Here is a 17851-nt window from a genome sequence, read left to right as displayed (position 1 = left end):
ACCAGACGACGGCCGAACCGGTGGCCGTCGAACCACCCACACCCGCCCTGACCAGGTAATCAGCACCTCCCACCCAGCGGGGGAAGCTCACCTCAAGCTCTGCCACACCGCCGGGCTGAGCGCCGACCAGGCCGACCAGCTGGCCGCGATCGCCTCCGGCCTGCAGAGCCTGGCGCACGGCGCCTCGATCGAGTTCGGCGACGGCAGCGGCGGTGTGCGGCAGTCGATGACCGAGTTCCACGGCGGCATCCTGTGCATCGTGGCGGCCGGTGAGGGCGCGCACCTCGCGGTGGTCACGGACGACGACGCGGACGTGGGCGTGGTCGGCCACAACATGCACGGCCTGATCGAGCAGATCGGCGTCCACCTCAACGCGCCCGCCCGTAGCGCGGAAGCCGCCACACAAGAGAGCGCCGGGATATGAACGGCGGGCCGGTGCTGCCGGGCCGGGACGACGACCCGGACCGCCTCTACACCATCACGGGGGGCCGCAGCCGCGCCCCGGAGAACGCCTTCGACCTGGTCACCCTGATCGTCGCGGAGCGGGAGCCGGCGCCCGGGATGCAGTCGGAGCACGCCCGGATCCTGCGGATGTGCGAGGCCCCGACCGCCGTCGTGGAGGTGGCGGCGGAGCTGTCGCTGCCCGTCTCGGTGGTGAAGATCCTGCTCGGCGACCTGCTGGAATCCGGGGCGGTCACCGCCCGGCACCCCAGGTTCGCGCCGAACAAGGCCCGGCTGCCCGACCTCGACACGCTGAAGCAGGTGCTGCATGGCCTCCAACGGCTCTGACCTCCAGGACGCCCGGCCCGCGGTGCGCACCCCGCTGCGGGCGACCGCCGACAACGCGCTGAAGATCGTCGTGGTCGGCGGCTTCGGGGTGGGCAAGACCACCCTGGTCGGCTCGGTCAGCGAGATCCGCCCGCTGAACACCGAGGAGGTGATGACCCGGGCGGGGGAGGGCATCGACCCGGCCGGCACCTGGGGCAAGCGCTCCACCACGGTCGCCTTCGACTTCGGCCGGATCACCCTGTCCGAGCGCCAGGTGCTCTACCTGTTCGGCGCGCCCGGGCAGGAGCGCTTCTGGTTCCTCTGGGACCGCCTGTTCAGCGGCGCCCTGGGCGCGGTCGTCCTGGTGGACACCCGGCGGCTGGAGGACTCCTGGTACGCGATCGACCGGCTGGAGCACCACGGCACCCCGTTCATCGTCGCCCGCAACAACTTCGGCGAGCCCACCCACACCCTGGAGCAGGTCCGCGAGGCCCTGGACCTGCCGGCCGAGGTGCCGCTGGTGGACTGCGACGCCCGCGACCGGGAGTCCGGCAAGCGGGTGCTGATCGACCTGGTCCACCACCTGGCCGCCCTCGCCGGAGCATCCGACGCGATCTACGAGGAGAGCACCCCGTGATCCAGATCTACGAGGAGAGCACCCCGTGACCCAGCCCGCCGCCACCCCGCCCCCGGGCTGCCCGGCGCACGCCGGCGCCACGCCGCTGTACGGGCCGCGCTTCCAGACCGACCCGGCCCAGCTCTACCGCGAGCTGCGCGCCGCGCACGGCCCGGTCGCCCCGGTCGAGCTGGCCGGCGGCGTGCCCGCCTGGCTGGTGATCGGCTACCGCGAGCTGCAGCAGGTCACCGGCCAGCCGCAGCTGTTCGGCCGTGACTCCAGCCGCTGGCACGCCTGGGCGACGCTGCCCGCCGACTGGCCGCTGAAGCCGATGATGGCGCCGGTGCCGTCGATCCTGTACGCCGAGGGCGAGGAGCACGTGCGCCGCTCCCGCGCGGTGACCGACGCGCTGGCCGGGATCGACCCGTACGAGCTGCGCAAGCACTCCGAGGAGATCGCCGACCGGCTGATCGACGAGTTCGCCGGGCGCGGCGAGGCCGACCTGGTGGCCGAGTACGCGCACCGGATGCCGCTGCTGGTGCTGTGCCGGGTGCTGGGCCTGGACGAGGAGCAGGCGCCGCAGCTGATCGCGGCGCTGCTGGCGATGCTGGACGGCGGCGCGGACGCGCCGGCCGGCGCCCAGCGGCTGCTGGAGCTGATGCTCGCGCTGGTGGAGGAGAAGACCGAGCACCCGGGCGCGGACGTGGCCTCGCGGATGCTGGAGCACCCGGCGGGGCTGACCCACGACGAGGTGATGCGCGACCTTCGGGTGCTGCTGATCGCCGGTCACCAGCCGAGCTCGTACTGGATCTCCAACGCGCTGCGGCTGATGCTCACCGACGATCGCTTCGCGGCTTCGCTGGCGGGCGGTCGGCGCAGCATCAGCCAGGCGCTCAACGAGGCGCTGTGGGAGGACACCCCGACGCAGATCTTCGCCGGCCGCTGGGCGGTGCGGGACACCCAGCTGGGCGGCCAGCGGATCGCCGAGGGGGACATGCTGCTGCTCGGTTTCGCCGGGGCCAACGCGGACCCGTCGGTGCGGCAGGCCGACGGTCGTCCGGCGGAGGGCAACCGGGCGCACATGAGCTACTCGTACGGCGAGCACGGCTGCCCGTTCCCGGCCCAGGAGGCGGCGGAGGTGATCGCCACCACCGCGATCGAGGTGCTGCTGGACCGGTTGCCGGACCTGCGGCTGGCGGTGGCCGAGCACGCGCTGGTGTGGCGGCCCTCGGCCTGGGTGCGTGGACTGGTCGCGCTGCCGGTCTCGTTCACTCCGGGGCACTCGGTCTGAGGGCGCGTCCTGGCGTACGTCTTGCGGATCTCCGTCGGGCCAGCCAAGATCCACAGGACGTGCACAATCGTTCCAAGTCCCTCTACGTTTAGGAGAGTTGACGTCGATGACCGCTGCCCCGGTCCCGATCGCCCTCGACCCGCTGGCCCGCGACAACGCCGCCGAGGGCGCCCTGCTGCGGGCCGCCGGCCCGGTGGTGCCGGTGGTGCTGCCCGGCGGTGTGGCCGCCTGGGCGGTGACCCGGCACGCGGCCGCGCGTGATCTGCTCACCGACGCCCGGCTGGTGAAGGACGCCGGGCACTGGGCGGCTTACCAGCGCGGCGAGGTGCCGAAGACCTGGCCGCTGATCGGTCTGGCGGTGCCGGGACCGAGCATGGTGACCACGGACGGCGCCGAACACCGCCGGCTGCGGGCGCTGGTCGCCCAGGCCTTCACGCCGCGCCGGGTCGAGCTGATGCGCCCGCGGGTGGAGGAGATCACTCACGCGCTGCTGGACGGCCTGGCGGCCGGGGAGCCGGTGGTCGACCTCAAGACGGCCTTCGCCTTCCCGCTGCCGATGACGGTGATCTGCTCGCTGCTGGGTGTGCCGGAGTCGGACCACGGGGTGCTGCGCGACCTGTACGAGCGGTTCTTCGGCATCAAGCCCGATCCGGCCGGCATCCAGGCGACCATCGCCGGACTGAACGCCTTCGTCAACGACCTGGTGGCACAGCGCCGTTCGGCCCCGGGTGAGGACCTGGCGAGCGTGCTGCTGGCGGCGGACACCGAGGGCGGGGCGCTCACCGACGCGGAGGCGGCGGCGACCCTGCGGGTGATCATCGCGGCCGGTCACGAGACCACGGTGAACCTGATCGGCAACGCGGTGCGGGCGCTGCTGACGCACCCGGACCAGCTGGAGCTGGTCCGCGCGGGGAAGGTCTCCTGGGACGCGGTGGTCGAGGAGTCGCTCCGCTGGACGCCGCCGACCAGCAACTTCCTGTTCCGCTTCGCGGCGGAGGACATCGAGGTCGACGGGGTGGTGATCCCGGCGGGCGAGCCGGTGCTGGTCTCGTACAACGCGATCGGCCGGGACCCGCTGCAGCACGGGGTGACGGCGGAGCTGTTCGACATCACCCGGGACCCGAACCGGCACCTGTCCTTCGGCCACGGCCCGCACGTCTGCCCGGGCTCGCCGCTGGCCCGGCTGGAGGCGGGGGTCGCGCTGCCGGCGCTGTTCGAGCGCTTCCCCGCGTTGTCGCTGGCGGTGCCGGACGCCGGGCTGCGGCCGAGCCCGTCGCTGGTGGTGAACAGCTTGCTGGAACTGCCCGTCCGACTGTTCTGACGGTTCGTCGCAGCCGACGGCCCTGTCCGGGATTCCGGGCGGGGCCGTCGGCTTCCCCGGGGCTTCTCCCGGGCCCCTCTGAAGCCCCTCCGGGCTCCCTTCGGGCTTCCTCGGGGGTGCTCGCCGGTTTCCGGTGGTCGCGGTCGGGGCACCGGTGTGGGCACCGGTCCGTGAAGGTCGACCACGGACCTTGGCGGCGGCCGACGGCTGCGTTAACGTCGTCGAACCGGTTCGGCCCGCCGCTCGCCCGCGATCTCTGCACGCCCATCTCCCGTACAGCGCGATGTCGTTCAGCCAACCTTCGGCAGCACGCCCTGGCGAGGAGGACCGCATTGACCCTCAACCCGACCGCGCCGTCCGGGAGTTCCCGTCGTCGCTCGGCCTCCGTACCCGTCCTGCTCGCGGCGCTGGCCCTGACCGCGGCCTGCTCGAACAGCTCCGGCGGTTCGGGGGGCGGCGGCCCGGCGGCCCAGACGCTGACCGGTGACTGCGCCAAGTACCAGCCGTACGCGGGCCATTCGGGCACCACGGTGACGATGTTCGCCTCCATCCTCAGCCCGGAGTCGGACAACCTGGAGAAGTCCTGGTCCGAGTTCAGTAAGTGCACCGGGATCAAGATCAGCTACGAGGGGTCCAACGACTTCGAGTCCCAGCTGCCGGTCCGGGTGGCCGGCGGCAACGCCCCGGACTTCGCGATCATCCCGCAGCCCGGCCTGCTGGCGCAGATGGTCAAGAGCGGCAAGGTGGTCAAACCACCCGCCCAGACCGTCGCCAACCAGGACAAGTGGAGCCCGGTCTGGAAGACCTACGGCTCGGTCGACGGCACCTTCTACGCGGCCCCGATGAGCGCCAACATGAAGTCGCTGGTCTGGTACTCGCCGAAGGCCTTCAAGGCGGCCGGCTACGAGGTCCCGAAGACCTGGGTGGACCTGATGGCGCTCAGCGACCGGATCGCCAAGGCGGGCGGCCCCAAGCCCTGGTGCGGCGGCATCGCCTCCGGCACGGCCACCGGCTGGCCGGCCACCGACTGGCTGGAGGAGGTGGTGCTGGGCAGCTACGGCGGCGAGCCGTACGACCAGTGGGTGGGCCACCAGGTGAAGTTCTCCGACGCGAAGATCACCGCGGCGATGACGACCGTCGCCGACTGGATGCAGAACCCGGCCTGGGTCAACGGCGGTTACGGTGACGTCAAGTCGATCGCCACCACCACCTTCCAGGACGCGGGCGCGCCGATCCTCACCGGCAAGTGCGCGATGCTCCAGCAGGCCTCCTTCTACGAGGCGCAGTGGCCCAAGGGCACCAAGGTCGGCCCGGACGGCGACATCTTCGCCTTCCACCTGCCCGCGGTGAACCCGTCGATCGCCAACCCGGTCGAGGGCGGCGGCGAGTTCCTGGCCGCCTTCTCCGGCAAGCCCGAGGTGCAGGCGGTGCAGAACTACCTGTCCAGCTCGGACTGGGCGAGCAGCCGGGTGAAGACCGCGACCGGCTGGGTCTCGGCCAACCAGGGCGTGGACAGGAGCCTGTACACCGACCCGATCGACAAGCTCTCGGCGGAGGCGCTGACCGACCCGAGTGCGACCTTCCGGTTCGACGCCTCGGACATGATGCCCGCGGCCGTCGGCTCCGGACAGGAGTGGAAGTCGCTGACCGCCTGGTTCGCCGAGGGGCAGTCGATCCAGAAGACCGCCGCCGACATCGACGCCGCCTGGCCGAAGTAGCCCGCCCGGACGCGTCGGGCCGGGTCGGCCCGCGCCCGACCCGGCGCGACGAGGACCACCTGTCGAGGGCGGTGCGGGGCCACCCACCCGCACCGCCCGCCCCCTTCCCATCACCGGACCCGAAGGGACGTACATCCATGTCCGTACCCGGCTCCCCGCCGTCCGCCGACCTCCTGCCGTCCGCCGACCACCTGCCTCCCGCCGACTCCCTGGCCGCCGGTGCCTGGGGCGACGCGGCGGTCAAGTTCGGCAACAGCATCGGCGCGATCGCGGGCTTCCTCGGCATCCTGCTGCTGGTCTTCCTGGTGGCCGGTCGGGCCAGGGGCCGGCTGGCCCGACCGCTGGCCGTGCTGGTGTTCCTCGGGCCGGCCGTGCTGCTGCTGGCGGTCGGCCTGGTGGTGCCGCTGGTCCGAACCGTCTACCTGAGCCTGCAGAACGCCGACGGCAGCAGGTTCGTCGGTGGCGAGAACTTCGGCTGGGCCTTCACCACCGACTCGATCCGGGAGGTGCTGCTCAACACCCTGCTATGGCTGGTGGTCGCGCCCCTGGTGGCGACCGGGCTGGGCCTGGTGCTGGCGCTGTTGGTGGACCGGATGCGCGGTCAGGCGGTGTACAAGTCGCTGATCTTCATGCCGATGGCGATATCGCTGGTCGGCGCCTCGATCATCTTCAAGTTCGTCTACGAGGCGCGCGGCAAGGACCAGCCGCAGATCGGTCTGCTCAGCCAACTCGCCCACGCGGTGGGCTGGTCGGACCCGCCGAACTGGCTGCTCAGCCAGCCGCTGAACACCTTCCTGCTGATGGCGGTCATGGTCTGGGCGCAGACCGGCTTCGCGATGGTGGTGCTGTCGGCGGCGATCAAGGCGATCCCGGACGAGGTGACCGAGGCGGCCCGGCTGGACGGCGCGACCGGGCTGCGACTGTTCTGGTCGGTCACCGTACCGATGATCCGCACCACGGTGATGGTCGTGCTGACCACCGTCATGATCATCACCCTGAAGGCCTTCGACATCGTCCGCACCATGACCGGCGGCAACTTCGGCACCCAGGTGCTGGCCAACGAGATGTACTCGCAGTCCTTCGTGCAGTTCAACGGCGGGCGGGGCAGCGCCCTCGCGGTGCTGCTGTTCCTCGCGGTGCTGCCGCTGGTGGCCTACAACATCGTCCAGCTGCGGAGGGAGCGTGAGGTGCGGTGAGCACTCCTGAGGGGGAGGCGGTCGGCGCGGGCCCCGTCGACCGGAAGCCTGCCGATCGTCGGGCTGATCGTCGCCGGGCTGATCGTCGTCCCGCCGACCGTCGTACGGCTGAGGGGAACCCCGTGCGGAAGGCCTTCAGCAGCCCGCTGGCCTCGGTGTTCGTGATCGCGATGACGGTGCTCTGGACGATCCCGACCCTCGGCCTGCTGGTGACCTCGCTGCGTCCCAAGCAGGACGTGACGGCCGACGGTTGGTGGAACGCCCTGCTCCACCCGGACTTCGGGCTCGGCAACTACCACGCGGTGCTGTTCGAGGGCGGCTCCGGCGTCTCCACCGGCCTGATGCCCTTCCTGGTGAACTCGCTGGCGATCAGCGTCCCGGCCACCCTCTTCCCGCTGGTGCTGGCGGCGATGGCGGCCTACGCGCTGGCCTGGGTGCGGTTCCGGGGGAGCGACGCGGTGTTCTTCACGGTGTTCGCGCTCCAGGTGGTGCCGCTCCAGATGGCCCTGATCCCGCTGCTGCGGCTGTTCTCCGGCGGCGCGCACCTGGGCCCGCTGACGTTGATCCCGGCGGTGGACCTGAAGGGCAGCTACGCGCCGGTCTGGCTGGCACACACCATGTTCGCGATGCCGCTGGCGGTGTTCCTGCTGCACAACTTCATCGCCCAGCTGCCGCGCGACCTGATGGAGGCGGCGGTGGTGGACGGCGCGTCGCACTTCAAGATCTTCCGCTCGATCGTGCTGCCGCTGTGCGCCCCGGCGCTGGCCTCGTTCGCGATCTTCCAGTTCCTGTGGGTCTGGAACGACCTGCTGGTCGCGCTCACCTTCGCCGGCGGCACACCGGAGGTGGCGCCGATGACGGTCCGGCTGGCCCAGCTGTCCGGCTCCTTCGGCGGGCGCTGGGAGCTGCTCACGGCCGGGGCGTTCCTGTCGATCATCGTGCCGCTGATCGTCTTCTTCAGCCTCCAGCGGTACTTCGTCCGCGGGCTGCTGGCCGGGTCGGTCAAGGGATAGGCCGTGGCCGGCGGTTTTCTGAACGCGTTCAGAAGCAACTTTTGAACTTGTTCAGAATGGTCTACAGTCGGCAGCGGCCGAGGCGCCCGGCGCGTCCGTCGGCCACCGGCGGACCGCCCCGAGGGCGGCTTCCGCATGCCCGCCGACCACTGAGGGGGACTCATGTCAGGTCCGTCCGCGCCTGCCCCGACCGATCCGCCGCCCGCGTCCGACGGTCGCCCGCCGGGCCCGCAGTGGTCGCCCGGGCCGAACGGGCCGTCCCACTCGTACCGGTCGCCGGGCGCGAACGGGCCGTACCGCTCGCCCGGCACGCCCGTGCCCTCGCGCGGTGAACGGCTGCGCCGCACGGACCCCGAGCGCCGGGCGGCGGCCACACCCCGAGTCCTCCTGTTCGCACTGCTCACCGGCCTGCTGACGGCCTGGCTGCTGTACGACGGCGTGGGAGTCAACCTGCTGATCTGCGGCGCCGTCACCGCCGTCGGAGCGGGCCTCGTCGCCCACGCGGCGGGCCGCCGGGTCCGGCCCTGGACCGTGATCTGGAGCCTGCTCGCGCTCGCCCTGCTCGCCGTCCCGGCCCTGTGGGACGCGAGCTGGCCCACCGTGCTGTCCGTCGGGGGCGCGCTCGGCCTGGCCTCGCTCGCCCTGCACGGCGGGCGCCGCTGGCCGGGCGTGCTGTTCGCCCTGCCCGCCGCCGTCTGGCAGCCGGTGCCGGGCGTGGGCTGGCTCTGGAACGGCCTGGAAGGCCGGCCGCTGCCCGGGCGCGGACGGATCGTCCCGGTGCTCAAGGCGCTCGCGGTCGCCGCCGTCCTGCTGACCGTCTTCGGCCTGCTGTTCGCCAGTGCCGACGCCGCCATGGCGGACCTGCTGAGCGGCCTCAACCCCAGCTTCGACCTCCGCCAACTTCCCCTGCGCGCGGTGCTGTTCGTGCTCGGCACGCTCACCGCGCTGGGCTTCGCGCACATCGCGGCCGGCCCGCGCCGCTGGGACCGCATGACGGCCCGGCCGGGACGGGAACGGCGACGGCTGGAGTGGGCGCTGCCGCTGGTCGCTCTCAACCTGATGTTCGGCGCCTTCGCGGTGATCCAGGCCGTGGTGGTGCTCGGCGGCGCGGGCGCCGTGCTCAGCCGCACCGGGATGAGCCGCTCCGAATACGCCCGACAGGGCTTCTGGCAGCTGGGCGTGATCACCGTGCTGACCCTGGTCGTCGTGGCCGTCGCCAAGCGCTGGGCCCCGCGCACCACGCCGGCCGACCGCCGGGTGGCGCGGATCCTGCTCGGCCTGCTCTGCCTGCTCGCGCTGGTCGTGGTCGTCTCGGCGCTCGGCCGGATGTGGTTCTACGTGGACGCCTCCGGGCTCACCCGGCTGCGGCTGTGGGTGCTGGTGGTCGAGCTCTGGCTGGGCGTCGTCTTCCTGCTGCTGATCACCGCCGGGCTCACCCGCGGCGCCGGCTGGCTGCCGCGCACCGTCGTCCTGAGCGGCATGCTCACCGTCGCGGTGTACGGGTTGATCGGGCCGGACGCGATCGTCGCGGAGCAGAACGTCGCCCGGTACGAGCGCTCACAGCAGATCGACCTGCGCAACGTCCGCGAGCTCTCCGCGGACGCGGTGCCCGCCCTGGACCGGCTCCCCGAACCGCAGCGGACCTGCGCGCTGCAGCTGATCCGCACCGACCTGGCGGACCACCCCTCGGCCTGGTCCGCCACCAGCCGCGCCGCCGACCGGGCCCGCGCGATCCTGGCCGCACGGCCGTTGACCGACGGCGGGTTCGGCGGCACGAACGCCTGCGAGCGGGCGGGGCTGCGGATCGACCCGTACTTCTGACGGCCGGGGCACGCGACGGGCCCGCCGGGAGCGTCTGCTCCCGGCGGGCCCGTTCGGCGGCGGCGCCTCAGTGCGTCGCGGCGCCTCAGCGCGTCGCGGTGCCCCAGCGGGTCGCGGCGCTCAGTGCGTCGCGATCGCTCAGTGCATCGCGACGCCGGCGGAGTCGCCGCTCGGCAGGTCGCTGGCCTTCGCCTTGATCACGAAGAGCGAGATCAGCAGGGCGACCCCGGCGAGCGCCGCGCCGACGATGAAGCCGTGCGAAATCCCCTGGGTGAGAACCGAGTTGGCGGCGTCGGTGCCCTGGGGGAACTCGTGGTGCTGCTGGACGTAGGCCAGCTGCTCCGGGGTGGCCTTCTCCATGAAGATCGGCGTCTGGACCTTGGCCTCGGCGGTCGCGTAGTGCGCGAAGACCGTGGTCAGGATCGACAGGCCGAGCGAACCGCCGATCTGCTGCATCGAGTTGAGCAGGCCGGAGGCAGCGCCGGTCTCCTCGCCCGGCACGCCCGCGACCGAGAGCAGCATCACCGGGACGAAGATCAGACCCATGCCGAAGCCGAAGACGACCGTGGGGCCGAGCACCCCGTCGACGTAGCCGCTGTCCTTGCTCATCTGGGTCAGCCAGGAGAGGCCGACGGTGACCAGCAGCGCGCCGCCCGCCATGAACGGCTTCGGGCCGTACTTGGCCTGCAGGTTGGACGCGATCTGCGCGGCGATGATGATCGAGACGCTGATCGGCAGGAACGAGACGCCGGCCTTGAGCGGGCTGTAGCCGAGCGGTCCCTGCACGAACAGGACGACGTAGAAGAAGATGCCGAACATGGCCGCGGCCAGGCAGAGCATCATCACCAGGCCGCCGGTGCGGTTGCGGTTGGCGAACAGGTGCAGCGGGGTGATCGGCTGGTCGGTGCGGGTCTCGATCACGAGGAAGGCGGCCAGCAGGATCGCACCGGCCGCGAAGGAGCCGAGCGTGATGCTGTCCGACCAGCCGTCCGAGGCGGCCCGGATGAATCCGTAGACCAGGCCGACCAGGCCGAGCGTCGAGGTGAGCGCGCCGGGCACGTCGAAGCGGCCCGGGTGGCGCTCGGACTCGGCGATGTAGCGCGGCGCGGCGATCGCGATCAGGATCGCGATCGGCACGTTGACGAAGAACACCCAGCGCCAGTTCAGGTACTCGGTGAGCAGACCGCCGGCCAGCAGGCCGATCGCGGCGCCCGAGCCGGCCACCGCCGAGAACACGCCGAACGCCTTGTTGCGTTCCGGCCCCTCGTCGAAGTTGGTGGCGATCAGGGCGAAGGCGGTCGGTGAACAGATCGCGCCGCCGATGCCCTGGAGCGCGCGGGCCGCCAGCAGCAGGCCGCTGTCCTGCGCGAAGCCGCCCAGCAGCGAGGCCAGGCCGAACAGCAGGGTGCCGAAGATGAACACCCGGCGGCGGCCCAGGATGTCGCCCGCGCGACCGCCGAGCAGCAGCAGCCCGCCGAAGGTCAGCGTGTAGGCGTTGATGACCCAGGACAGGTCGGTGGTCGAGAAGTTCAGCGCGTCCTTGATGTGCGGCAGCGCGATGTTCACGATGGTCGCGTCGAGCACGACCATGAGCTGCGTGGCCGCGATGACGGTCAGGGTGATGCCCTTCCCCTGACCTCCGCGGCCCTTCGGTGGTGAGTTCTTGTCGAGCGTGTCGGAGATGGCCACGAATCTTCCCCCTGCTGGCTACGTGCTCGGTGCCTGGTACACGGTGCGTGGTGCTGGTGCGCGGTGGTGGTACGTGCTTGGTGCCCGGTGACTCGGTGCTTGGTGTCCGGCCTACCTGCCGGGCCCGGAGTGCTGCTGTGCGCCGATGACGGGCGGGTGCAGGTGTGGGCTGGGAAGGAACGGTGCCGTTCACTAATCTGGACGATATCCTGGGCTCGATAGTGAACGCAAGCGTTCCTTAAGGAGGGTGGCGATGGATCGGTTGGTGCGGCGCCTCACGGCGGACCGGGCGTCCGGTCGGGCGGCCGCCCGACCGGCGGAGGATGCGGTGCCGTCGCCCCTGACGGCTGTGGCTGCGGCAGCGGGTGCGGCGCCGGTGGGGCCCGAGGCGTCCGGGGAGTCGGTGGTGCCAGTGGAGTCGGTGGTGTTCGCGGGGCCGCCGAGTGGGGAGTCGGAGCCCCGCTGCCCGGTGCGGGTCGCCCGGGAGGTGCTGGTCCGCCCGGTGCGGCGCCGGGGGAAGGAGTTGGAGAACGCGATCTTCGCGGCCGCGCTCGACCAGCTCACCTCCGGCGGCTACGCGCGACTGACGATGGAGGGCGTCGCCGCTGCGGCGCGGACCGGGAAGGCCGCGCTCTACCGGCGTTGGGCCTCCAAGATGGAACTCGTCATCGACGCCCTGGACTCCACTCTCCCACGCCCTCACGGGGTGCCCGACCTCGGGTCCGCCCGGGCTGAATTGCTGCAGCTCATCGAGCTGTTCACGGGGGCGATCGGTTCCAGTGCGGGCGCCGCCCTGCACGTGCTGATGGGCGAGCTCTCCCAGCAACAGGCCGAGGTGTTCAAGGGCTTCATCGTGCAGCGGGTGATGGAGCCGACCAAGGACACCATCCTGGACATCCTCCGTCGCGGCGTCGAGCGCGGCGATGTCCGGCCCGGCGCGGTCAGCCCACTGGTCGCCGACGTCATTCCGGCGATGCTGCTGTTCCGGGTGAAGGTCCACGAAGGGGAGATGGCCCCCGACTTCGCGGTCCGGCTGGTGGACGACGTGCTGGTCCCGCTGATCCGGCAGTCGTAGCGCGGTCGAGTGGGGCGGGCTCGGGGTTGGCTGCACTGGCCGGGCTCGGCTGGGCTGGGCTGGGCTCGGGCTCGGGCGGCCGTGCAGGCCCGGCTCGGGGTGGTCGTCGGCGGGCTTAGGCTGGGGGTTGCCCCACTTGAACGGGCTGCCTTGCCGAACGGAGCCCCTGCGATGCCCATCGTCCCGCCGACGCACTCCGTCGAACGCTCGCTCCGCCGGGCCGGCGCCAAGGTCGTGGTGGGCCTGGACGAGGTCGGACGCGGTGCCTGGGCCGGGCCGGTCACCGTCGGCGCGGCCGTCACCGGACTGCGCAAGGCGCCCGAGGGGCTGACCGACTCCAAACTGCTCACCGAGCTGCGCCGCAAGGCACTCGCACCGGTGCTCGCCGACTGGGTCACCGCGTACGCGCTCGGGCACGCCTCACCGCAGGAGTGCGACGAGCTCGGCATGACGGCGGCGCTGCGGCTGGCCGCCGTCCGAGCGCTGGAGGCGCTGCCGGTCGAGCCCGACGCGGTGATCCTGGACGGCAAGCACGACTACCTCGGTGGCCCCTGGCGGGTGCGCACGGTGATCAAGGGTGACCAGTCCTGCATCTGCGTCTCCGCCGCCTCGGTGCTCGCCAAGGTCCACCGCGACGGAATGATGGCCGAACTGGGCGAGGCGTACCCGGATTACGGCTTCGCGGAGAACGCCGGCTATCCGTCCCCGGTGCACCGTGCCGCGCTGGAGGAGTACGGCCCCACCGAGCACCACCGGCTCTCCTGGGCCTACATGGACGCGTTGCCGAAGTGGCGTCACCTCAAGCGCGACCGGGACGTCGTGGGCGTGGTTCAGGGATCCGTCGACGAACAGTTGACGCTCGGTTTCTGACGGTCCGTCTGGAATTGCCTCGGGTGCGGGCGGCGGGTGTCCGGTGCTCAACGGGTGGGGCGCCCGTGCGCCTCCGACCGGCATTTGATAGATATCCGGGTATGCCTGTCTTCCCCGAGGAGCCGGAGATTCACGAGAGCCTCCCGGGCCCCGGCGTTCCCTTCCCCCGCGAGTCGGACGCACAAGCCCTCCACGTGCCTGCCACCGGCGGCGCACCCGCCACCAAGCCCACCGTCGCACCGGCCCCGGTGCCCGGTCCCCGTCCGGCGCCCCCGCGCCCGGCTCAGCCGCGCGCCGACCGTTCGGGCCCGCCGCGTCTGATCCCCAAGCCGGGACCGGCGCCGCGCCGCCCGGCCGCTGCCACGCCGCAGGTCGAGGTCCAACGGATCGCCGCCACCCCGGCCCAGGCGTTGGAACGCGCTGACGACGCGATCGACCAGCTGCTGGACTCCGGCCGCAACCCGGGCGACATCCTGGTGCTGACCGTCGGCGGGGCGCACCCCTGGCAGCAGCACGAACTCTCCTTCGGGGAGGAGCGCTACTGGGCGCAACTCACCGAGGGCGGGGACGTGTTCTACGCGGATGCCGCGCTGACCCGTCCGGTTCGCCGCGAGGTGGTCGTCCTGGTGGTCAACGGCGGTTCGCCCACCCGGGCCGCCGAGGCGTACACCAAGGCGCTCGCCCGCGCGACCGGCCTGCTGGTGGTCTGCGGGGAGGCCGGCCCGGCTGCCACCGGGGTTGCCGGTGCCGCGCCGGGGCGCCCGGTCACGGCCTGACATTCGTTCCCGCTCCGGGTCCGACGCCTTCACGGTGCCGGGCCCGGAGTCCGTCCGAGGTGACCCGCCCCGCCGCGCGTCGGCGCGGAACTGGGCGTGCCGGGTGTGCAGGTCGGGCGTCGCACGCTGCGCCTGCCGGTGCGTGGTGGTTCCCGTCGGTGCGTACGGCGACTGACCGTCAGACTGCGGCCCCCGGGGTCCGCCGCGCTGGTGGTGCCTGTCGGTGCCGTTCAGCAGGTGCCGGTGCGGCGGCTCGGTTCGACGGCCGTGACCCGCGCCGGGGTCCACGGGGGCTCGGACGGGTGGGGGCGCGGCGGAGCGTCGACGCGCTTGGCCTGCTCGGCTGCCTTCTGCCGGGCGCGCTGACTGCGCGAGGCGTCGTCGAGCACCGATCGGGGCGGCAGCTCCGTCACGGTGTGCACCGGCCCGTCCGTCCACGAGCCCGCATGCGGATTGCGTCCACTGCGCCCGTCGCCGAGGATCTGCCAGCCCGCCGGGGTGAGTCCGATGTACGAGCCGCAGCGCAGCCCGTGCAGCACGGACGCGTCCCGCAGCGCCCACATCCAGGCACCGTCCTGCTCCGTCCAGCCGGGCGCGCCCTCGCGGCAGCGCAGCAGCACGGCCGTCCGGGTCGGCTCGGGCCGGCGCAGATCGTGCGGGATGATCCGGCGCAGGTGGGCCAGCAAGTGGTTCCGGTGCTGCCAGCCGTCGGTGTCGTGCGGCCAGGGCGTGAACGAGGCCGAGGCGGCCAGGTGGTGGAGCGCGTCCATGATCGCGAGCACGACCGTGCCCGGCTGGGGCAGGTGGCGCTGGTGCAGTTCCAGGACGAACTCGCGCGGATCGCGCAGCATCGGGATCCCCGAGGCGGTCCAGGTCTCCAGGTCGACCAGCCGTCTGGGCGACGAACTCCCGGAGAGGGGATGCTGACCTCGGCCGATACCGTTGATCACGATCCTCCTTCCTGGCCCGTGGGCAGGCGGGTGCCTGGGTACGCCGAAGGGCGGGTCCAGCGGACCGGATTTCGGGTACCCCCCAATTCTCGGGGCAACCGGGGCGGACCGGCAACGATGAAATGATGAACGCCACCCGAAAGCCCATGATCTGCCGGATATGTTCCGCGGCTGCCCGGACGTTGCCGAGGCGGCGCCCGACCTTGATCCACACCCCGCAAAGGGCATGGTGAAGCGCGTTCGGCATGGTGGGCACTCCTTTCCCGGGCCGGTCCGCGATGTGATCGAAATCGCCCCGTCTACTCCTTTCTGTTAGGCCATTCGGGTGAGAGGGGTCGTGGTCGGAGACGCTCTGCCCGCGGCGGTCGGCCGCGGCCCGCTCACCCCTGCACGGCTAGGACCAGCGGCAGCACCGCGCTCGCCCCGGCCCGGCGCAGCAGCCGGGCGGCCACGGTGACCGTCCACCCCGAGTCCACGAGGTCGTCCACCAGCAGCACCGGCCCGCCGGCCGCCGCCACCGCCTGCTCCAGCTCCGGCGGCAGCACGAGCGCCCCGGCCAGCGAGTGCAGCCGTTGGGCGCTGTTGCTGCGGGCCCCGTGCGGCGGCAGCCCACCCGCATACTCGATCCTCCCGAGCAGCGGCAGCCGCCCGATCTCGGCGATCCGCGCGCCGAGACTGCCGACCAGCTGGGGGCGGGTGGAGCAGGCCATGGTCACCACGCCGACCGGCCGCTCCAGTCGGGTGCCCTCCGCCGTCGTCGGCCCGGCCCAGCCGCCCGGGCCGCGCGCCCAGTCGGCCAGCACCGCCACCAGCGCGTCCACCGCCTCGCCGGGCACCGGCACGTCCGGCGCCTGCTCGGCGAGCAGGGTGCGCAGCCGGTTGCCCCAGCCGATGTCGGACAGTCGGCCGAGCGCCCGTCCGGTCTCCGCCTGCTCGCCCGCCGGGATCCGGCCCTTGAGCGGCACCCCGAGCGCGTCCATCCCCGTGGGCCAGAGCCGGCGCGGCTCGAAGCTCACGCCCGGGCGGCCCAGCGCGGCCCGGGCCGCGGCCAGCGTCTCGGCCGAGACCTCCGGGGTGTGCAGCGGGCCCGCGCAGTTGTCGCACCGCCCGCACGGCGCGGCCTGCTCGTCGTCCAGCTGGCGGCGCAGGAACTCCATCCGACAGCCGGTGGCCGCCGCGTAGTCGCGCATCGCCCGCTGCTCCGCCTCCCGGGAGGCGGCCACCTTGGCGTAGCGGGCGGTGTCGTACTCCCAGCTCTGCCCGGTGGCCGTCCAGCCGCCCTTGACCCGGCGGACGGCGCCGTCGACGTCCAGCACCTTGAGCATGGTCTCCAGCCGGGCGCGGCGCAGGTCCACCCGGGGCTCCAGGGCGGCGGTGGAGAGCGGACGGCCGGCGTCGGCCAGGGCGTCGATGGTGCGGCGCACCTGTTCCTCGGGCGGGAAGGCCAGCGAGGCGAAGTAGCGCCAGATCGCCTCGTCCTCGCGCCCGGGCAGCAGCAGCACCTCGGCGCGGTCCACCCCGCGCCCGGCCCGGCCGACCTGCTGGTAGTAGGCGATCGGCGAGCTGGGCGAGCCCAGGTGGACGACGAAGCCGAGGTCGGGCTTGTCGAAGCCCATGCCGAGCGCGGAGGTGGCGACCAGCGCCTTGACCCGGTTGGCCAGCAGGTCGGCCTCGGCGGTGCGCCGCTCGGCGTCCTCGGTGCGGCCGGAGTAGGAGGCCACCGGGAAGCCGCGCTCGCGCAGGAAGGCCGTCACCTCCTCGGCCGCGGCCACCGTCAGGGTGTAGACGATGCCCGAGCCGGGGAGCCGGTCGAGGTGGTCGGCCAGCCAGGCCAGCCGGTGCGCCGGGTCGGGCAGGGCGAGCACGCCCAGGGTGAGGCTCTCCCGGTCGAGCGGGCCGCGCAGCACCAGGGCGTGCTCGTCGGTGGTGCCGGTGCCGAGCTGCTCGGCGACGTCCGCGGTGACCCGGGCGTTGGCGGTGGCGGTGGTGGCCAGCACCGGGACCCCGGGCGGGAGGTCCGCGAGCATGGTGCGCAGCCGCCGGTAGTCGGGGCGGAAGTCGTGGCCCCAGTCGGAGATGCAGTGGGCCTCGTCGACCACCAGCAGGCCGGTGGAGGCGGCGAGCTTCGGCAGCACCTGGTCGCGGAAGTCCGGGTTGTTCAGCCGCTCGGGGCTGACCAGCAGGATGTCGACCTTCCCGGCGGCGACCTCGGACTGGATCTCGTCCCACTCCTCGGTGTTGGCCGAGTTGATGGTGCGGGCGTGGATGCCGGCCCGGGCCGCCGACTCGACCTGGTTGCGCATCAGGGCGAGCAAGGGGGAGACGATCACCGTCGGCCCGGCGCCGCGGGCGCGGAGCAGGGCGGTGGCGATGAAGTAGACCGCGGACTTCCCCCAGCCGGTGCGCTGGACGACGAGTGCGCGGCGGTGGTCGACCACGAGGGCCTCGATGGCCGTCCACTGGTCCTCGCGCAGGGCGGCGGCGGGGCCGGCCAGTTCACGGAGGACGGCCTCGGCCCGCGCCCGGACCTGGTCGCGGTCGGCGGTGGCGGTGGTGTGGATGTCGGGCTGCTGCATGGCGTCGATGTAACCCCATGGCGCCGACAAGGGGCGAATGCGGGTGAGGCACGGGAGCGGAAGGCGGAGTGGATTTCATCCGTTGATCCGCTGAACGGTTGTCAAAATCCACTCGGCTGAGTGTGTGTCGTGTACCCCGAATGGGTGATGAGAAATTCGAGGGCCGAGTTA

At 72.5% G+C, this 17851-nt stretch carries 15 protein-coding genes; 12 read left to right on the top strand and 3 right to left on the bottom strand.

Annotation, left to right across the window (positions count from 1 at the left end; all coding sequences use genetic code 11):
• The 9 genes from ACFVWU_RS15860 to ACFVWU_RS15820 form a co-directional block, all read left to right on the top strand.
• A partial coding sequence (locus ACFVWU_RS15860) for a roadblock/LC7 domain-containing protein (RefSeq protein WP_387620434.1) occupies positions 1-424 on the top strand: 424 nt, incomplete at its 5' end.
• A complete protein-coding gene (locus tag ACFVWU_RS15855) occupies positions 421-789 on the top strand; it encodes a DUF742 domain-containing protein (RefSeq protein ID WP_387620431.1) in 369 nt (122 codons plus the stop codon). The genes ACFVWU_RS15860 and ACFVWU_RS15855, both read left to right, overlap by 4 nt.
• Entirely contained in the window at positions 770-1405 is a 636-nt protein-coding gene (locus ACFVWU_RS15850; protein ID WP_387620428.1) for an ATP/GTP-binding protein, read from the top strand. Before ACFVWU_RS15855 ends, ACFVWU_RS15850 begins: the two co-directional genes overlap by 20 nt.
• 25 nt (positions 1406-1430) lie before the next feature.
• Positions 1431-2675 (top strand): cytochrome P450, encoded by a 1245-nt coding sequence (locus tag ACFVWU_RS15845; protein WP_387620425.1) that lies wholly within the window; start codon positions 1431-1433, stop codon positions 2673-2675.
• A 106-nt stretch (positions 2676-2781) separates the two neighbouring features.
• Positions 2782-3996, top strand: a complete 1215-nt coding sequence (locus tag ACFVWU_RS15840; protein ID WP_387620422.1) for a cytochrome P450 — start codon at positions 2782-2784, stop codon at positions 3994-3996.
• Between the two features lie 332 nt (positions 3997-4328).
• Entirely contained in the window at positions 4329-5714 is a 1386-nt protein-coding gene (locus ACFVWU_RS15835) for an ABC transporter substrate-binding protein (RefSeq protein ID WP_387620419.1), read from the top strand.
• A gap of 137 nt (positions 5715-5851) precedes the next feature.
• Positions 5852-6910, top strand: a complete 1059-nt coding sequence (locus ACFVWU_RS15830) for a carbohydrate ABC transporter permease (RefSeq protein WP_387620416.1) — start codon at positions 5852-5854, stop codon at positions 6908-6910.
• Between the two features lie 122 nt (positions 6911-7032).
• Entirely contained in the window at positions 7033-7923 is an 891-nt protein-coding gene (locus ACFVWU_RS15825; RefSeq protein ID WP_387620413.1) for a carbohydrate ABC transporter permease, read from the top strand.
• Positions 7924-8238: 315 nt separating this feature from the next.
• Positions 8239-9744: a DUF4153 domain-containing protein gene (locus tag ACFVWU_RS15820; RefSeq protein ID WP_387620410.1), complete on the top strand. Its 1506-nt coding sequence runs from the start codon at positions 8239-8241 to the stop codon at positions 9742-9744.
• 138 nt (positions 9745-9882) lie between these two features.
• On the opposite strand, the gene ACFVWU_RS15815 is transcribed toward ACFVWU_RS15820, so the two are convergent.
• Positions 9883-11433: an MFS transporter gene (locus ACFVWU_RS15815; RefSeq protein ID WP_387620407.1), complete on the bottom strand. Its 1551-nt coding sequence runs from the start codon at positions 11431-11433 to the stop codon at positions 9883-9885.
• A 406-nt stretch (positions 11434-11839) separates the two neighbouring features.
• Between ACFVWU_RS15815 and ACFVWU_RS15810 the strand changes: the two genes are divergently transcribed.
• The 3 genes from ACFVWU_RS15810 (at position 11840) to ACFVWU_RS15800 (ending at position 14154) form a co-directional block, all read left to right on the top strand.
• A complete protein-coding gene (locus ACFVWU_RS15810; protein WP_387620403.1) occupies positions 11840-12508 on the top strand; it encodes a TetR-like C-terminal domain-containing protein in 669 nt (222 codons plus the stop codon).
• Between the two features lie 171 nt (positions 12509-12679).
• Complete coding sequence (locus ACFVWU_RS15805) at positions 12680-13378, top strand: ribonuclease HII (protein ID WP_387620400.1); 699 nt, start codon at positions 12680-12682, stop codon at positions 13376-13378.
• A gap of 101 nt (positions 13379-13479) precedes the next feature.
• Positions 13480-14154: a hypothetical protein gene (locus ACFVWU_RS15800; protein ID WP_387620397.1), complete on the top strand. Its 675-nt coding sequence runs from the start codon at positions 13480-13482 to the stop codon at positions 14152-14154.
• Between the two features lie 230 nt (positions 14155-14384).
• On the opposite strand, the gene ACFVWU_RS15795 is transcribed toward ACFVWU_RS15800, so the two are convergent.
• Positions 14385-15104 (bottom strand): hypothetical protein, encoded by a 720-nt coding sequence (locus tag ACFVWU_RS15795; protein ID WP_387620394.1) that lies wholly within the window; start codon positions 15102-15104, stop codon positions 14385-14387.
• Positions 15105-15484: 380 nt separating this feature from the next.
• Positions 15485-17680 carry a RecQ family ATP-dependent DNA helicase gene (locus ACFVWU_RS15790; protein ID WP_387620392.1) on the bottom strand — a complete coding sequence of 732 codons (2196 nt, stop codon included), beginning with the start codon at positions 17678-17680 and terminating at the stop codon, positions 15485-15487.
• Between the last annotated feature and the right edge of the window lie 171 nt (positions 17681-17851).

Origin of the sequence: Kitasatospora sp. NPDC058190, from assembly GCF_042883685.1 — a bacterium.
Classification (GTDB): Bacteria; Actinomycetota; Actinomycetes; order Streptomycetales; family Streptomycetaceae; genus Kitasatospora.
This window is presented reverse-complemented; position numbering and strand designations above follow the sequence as displayed.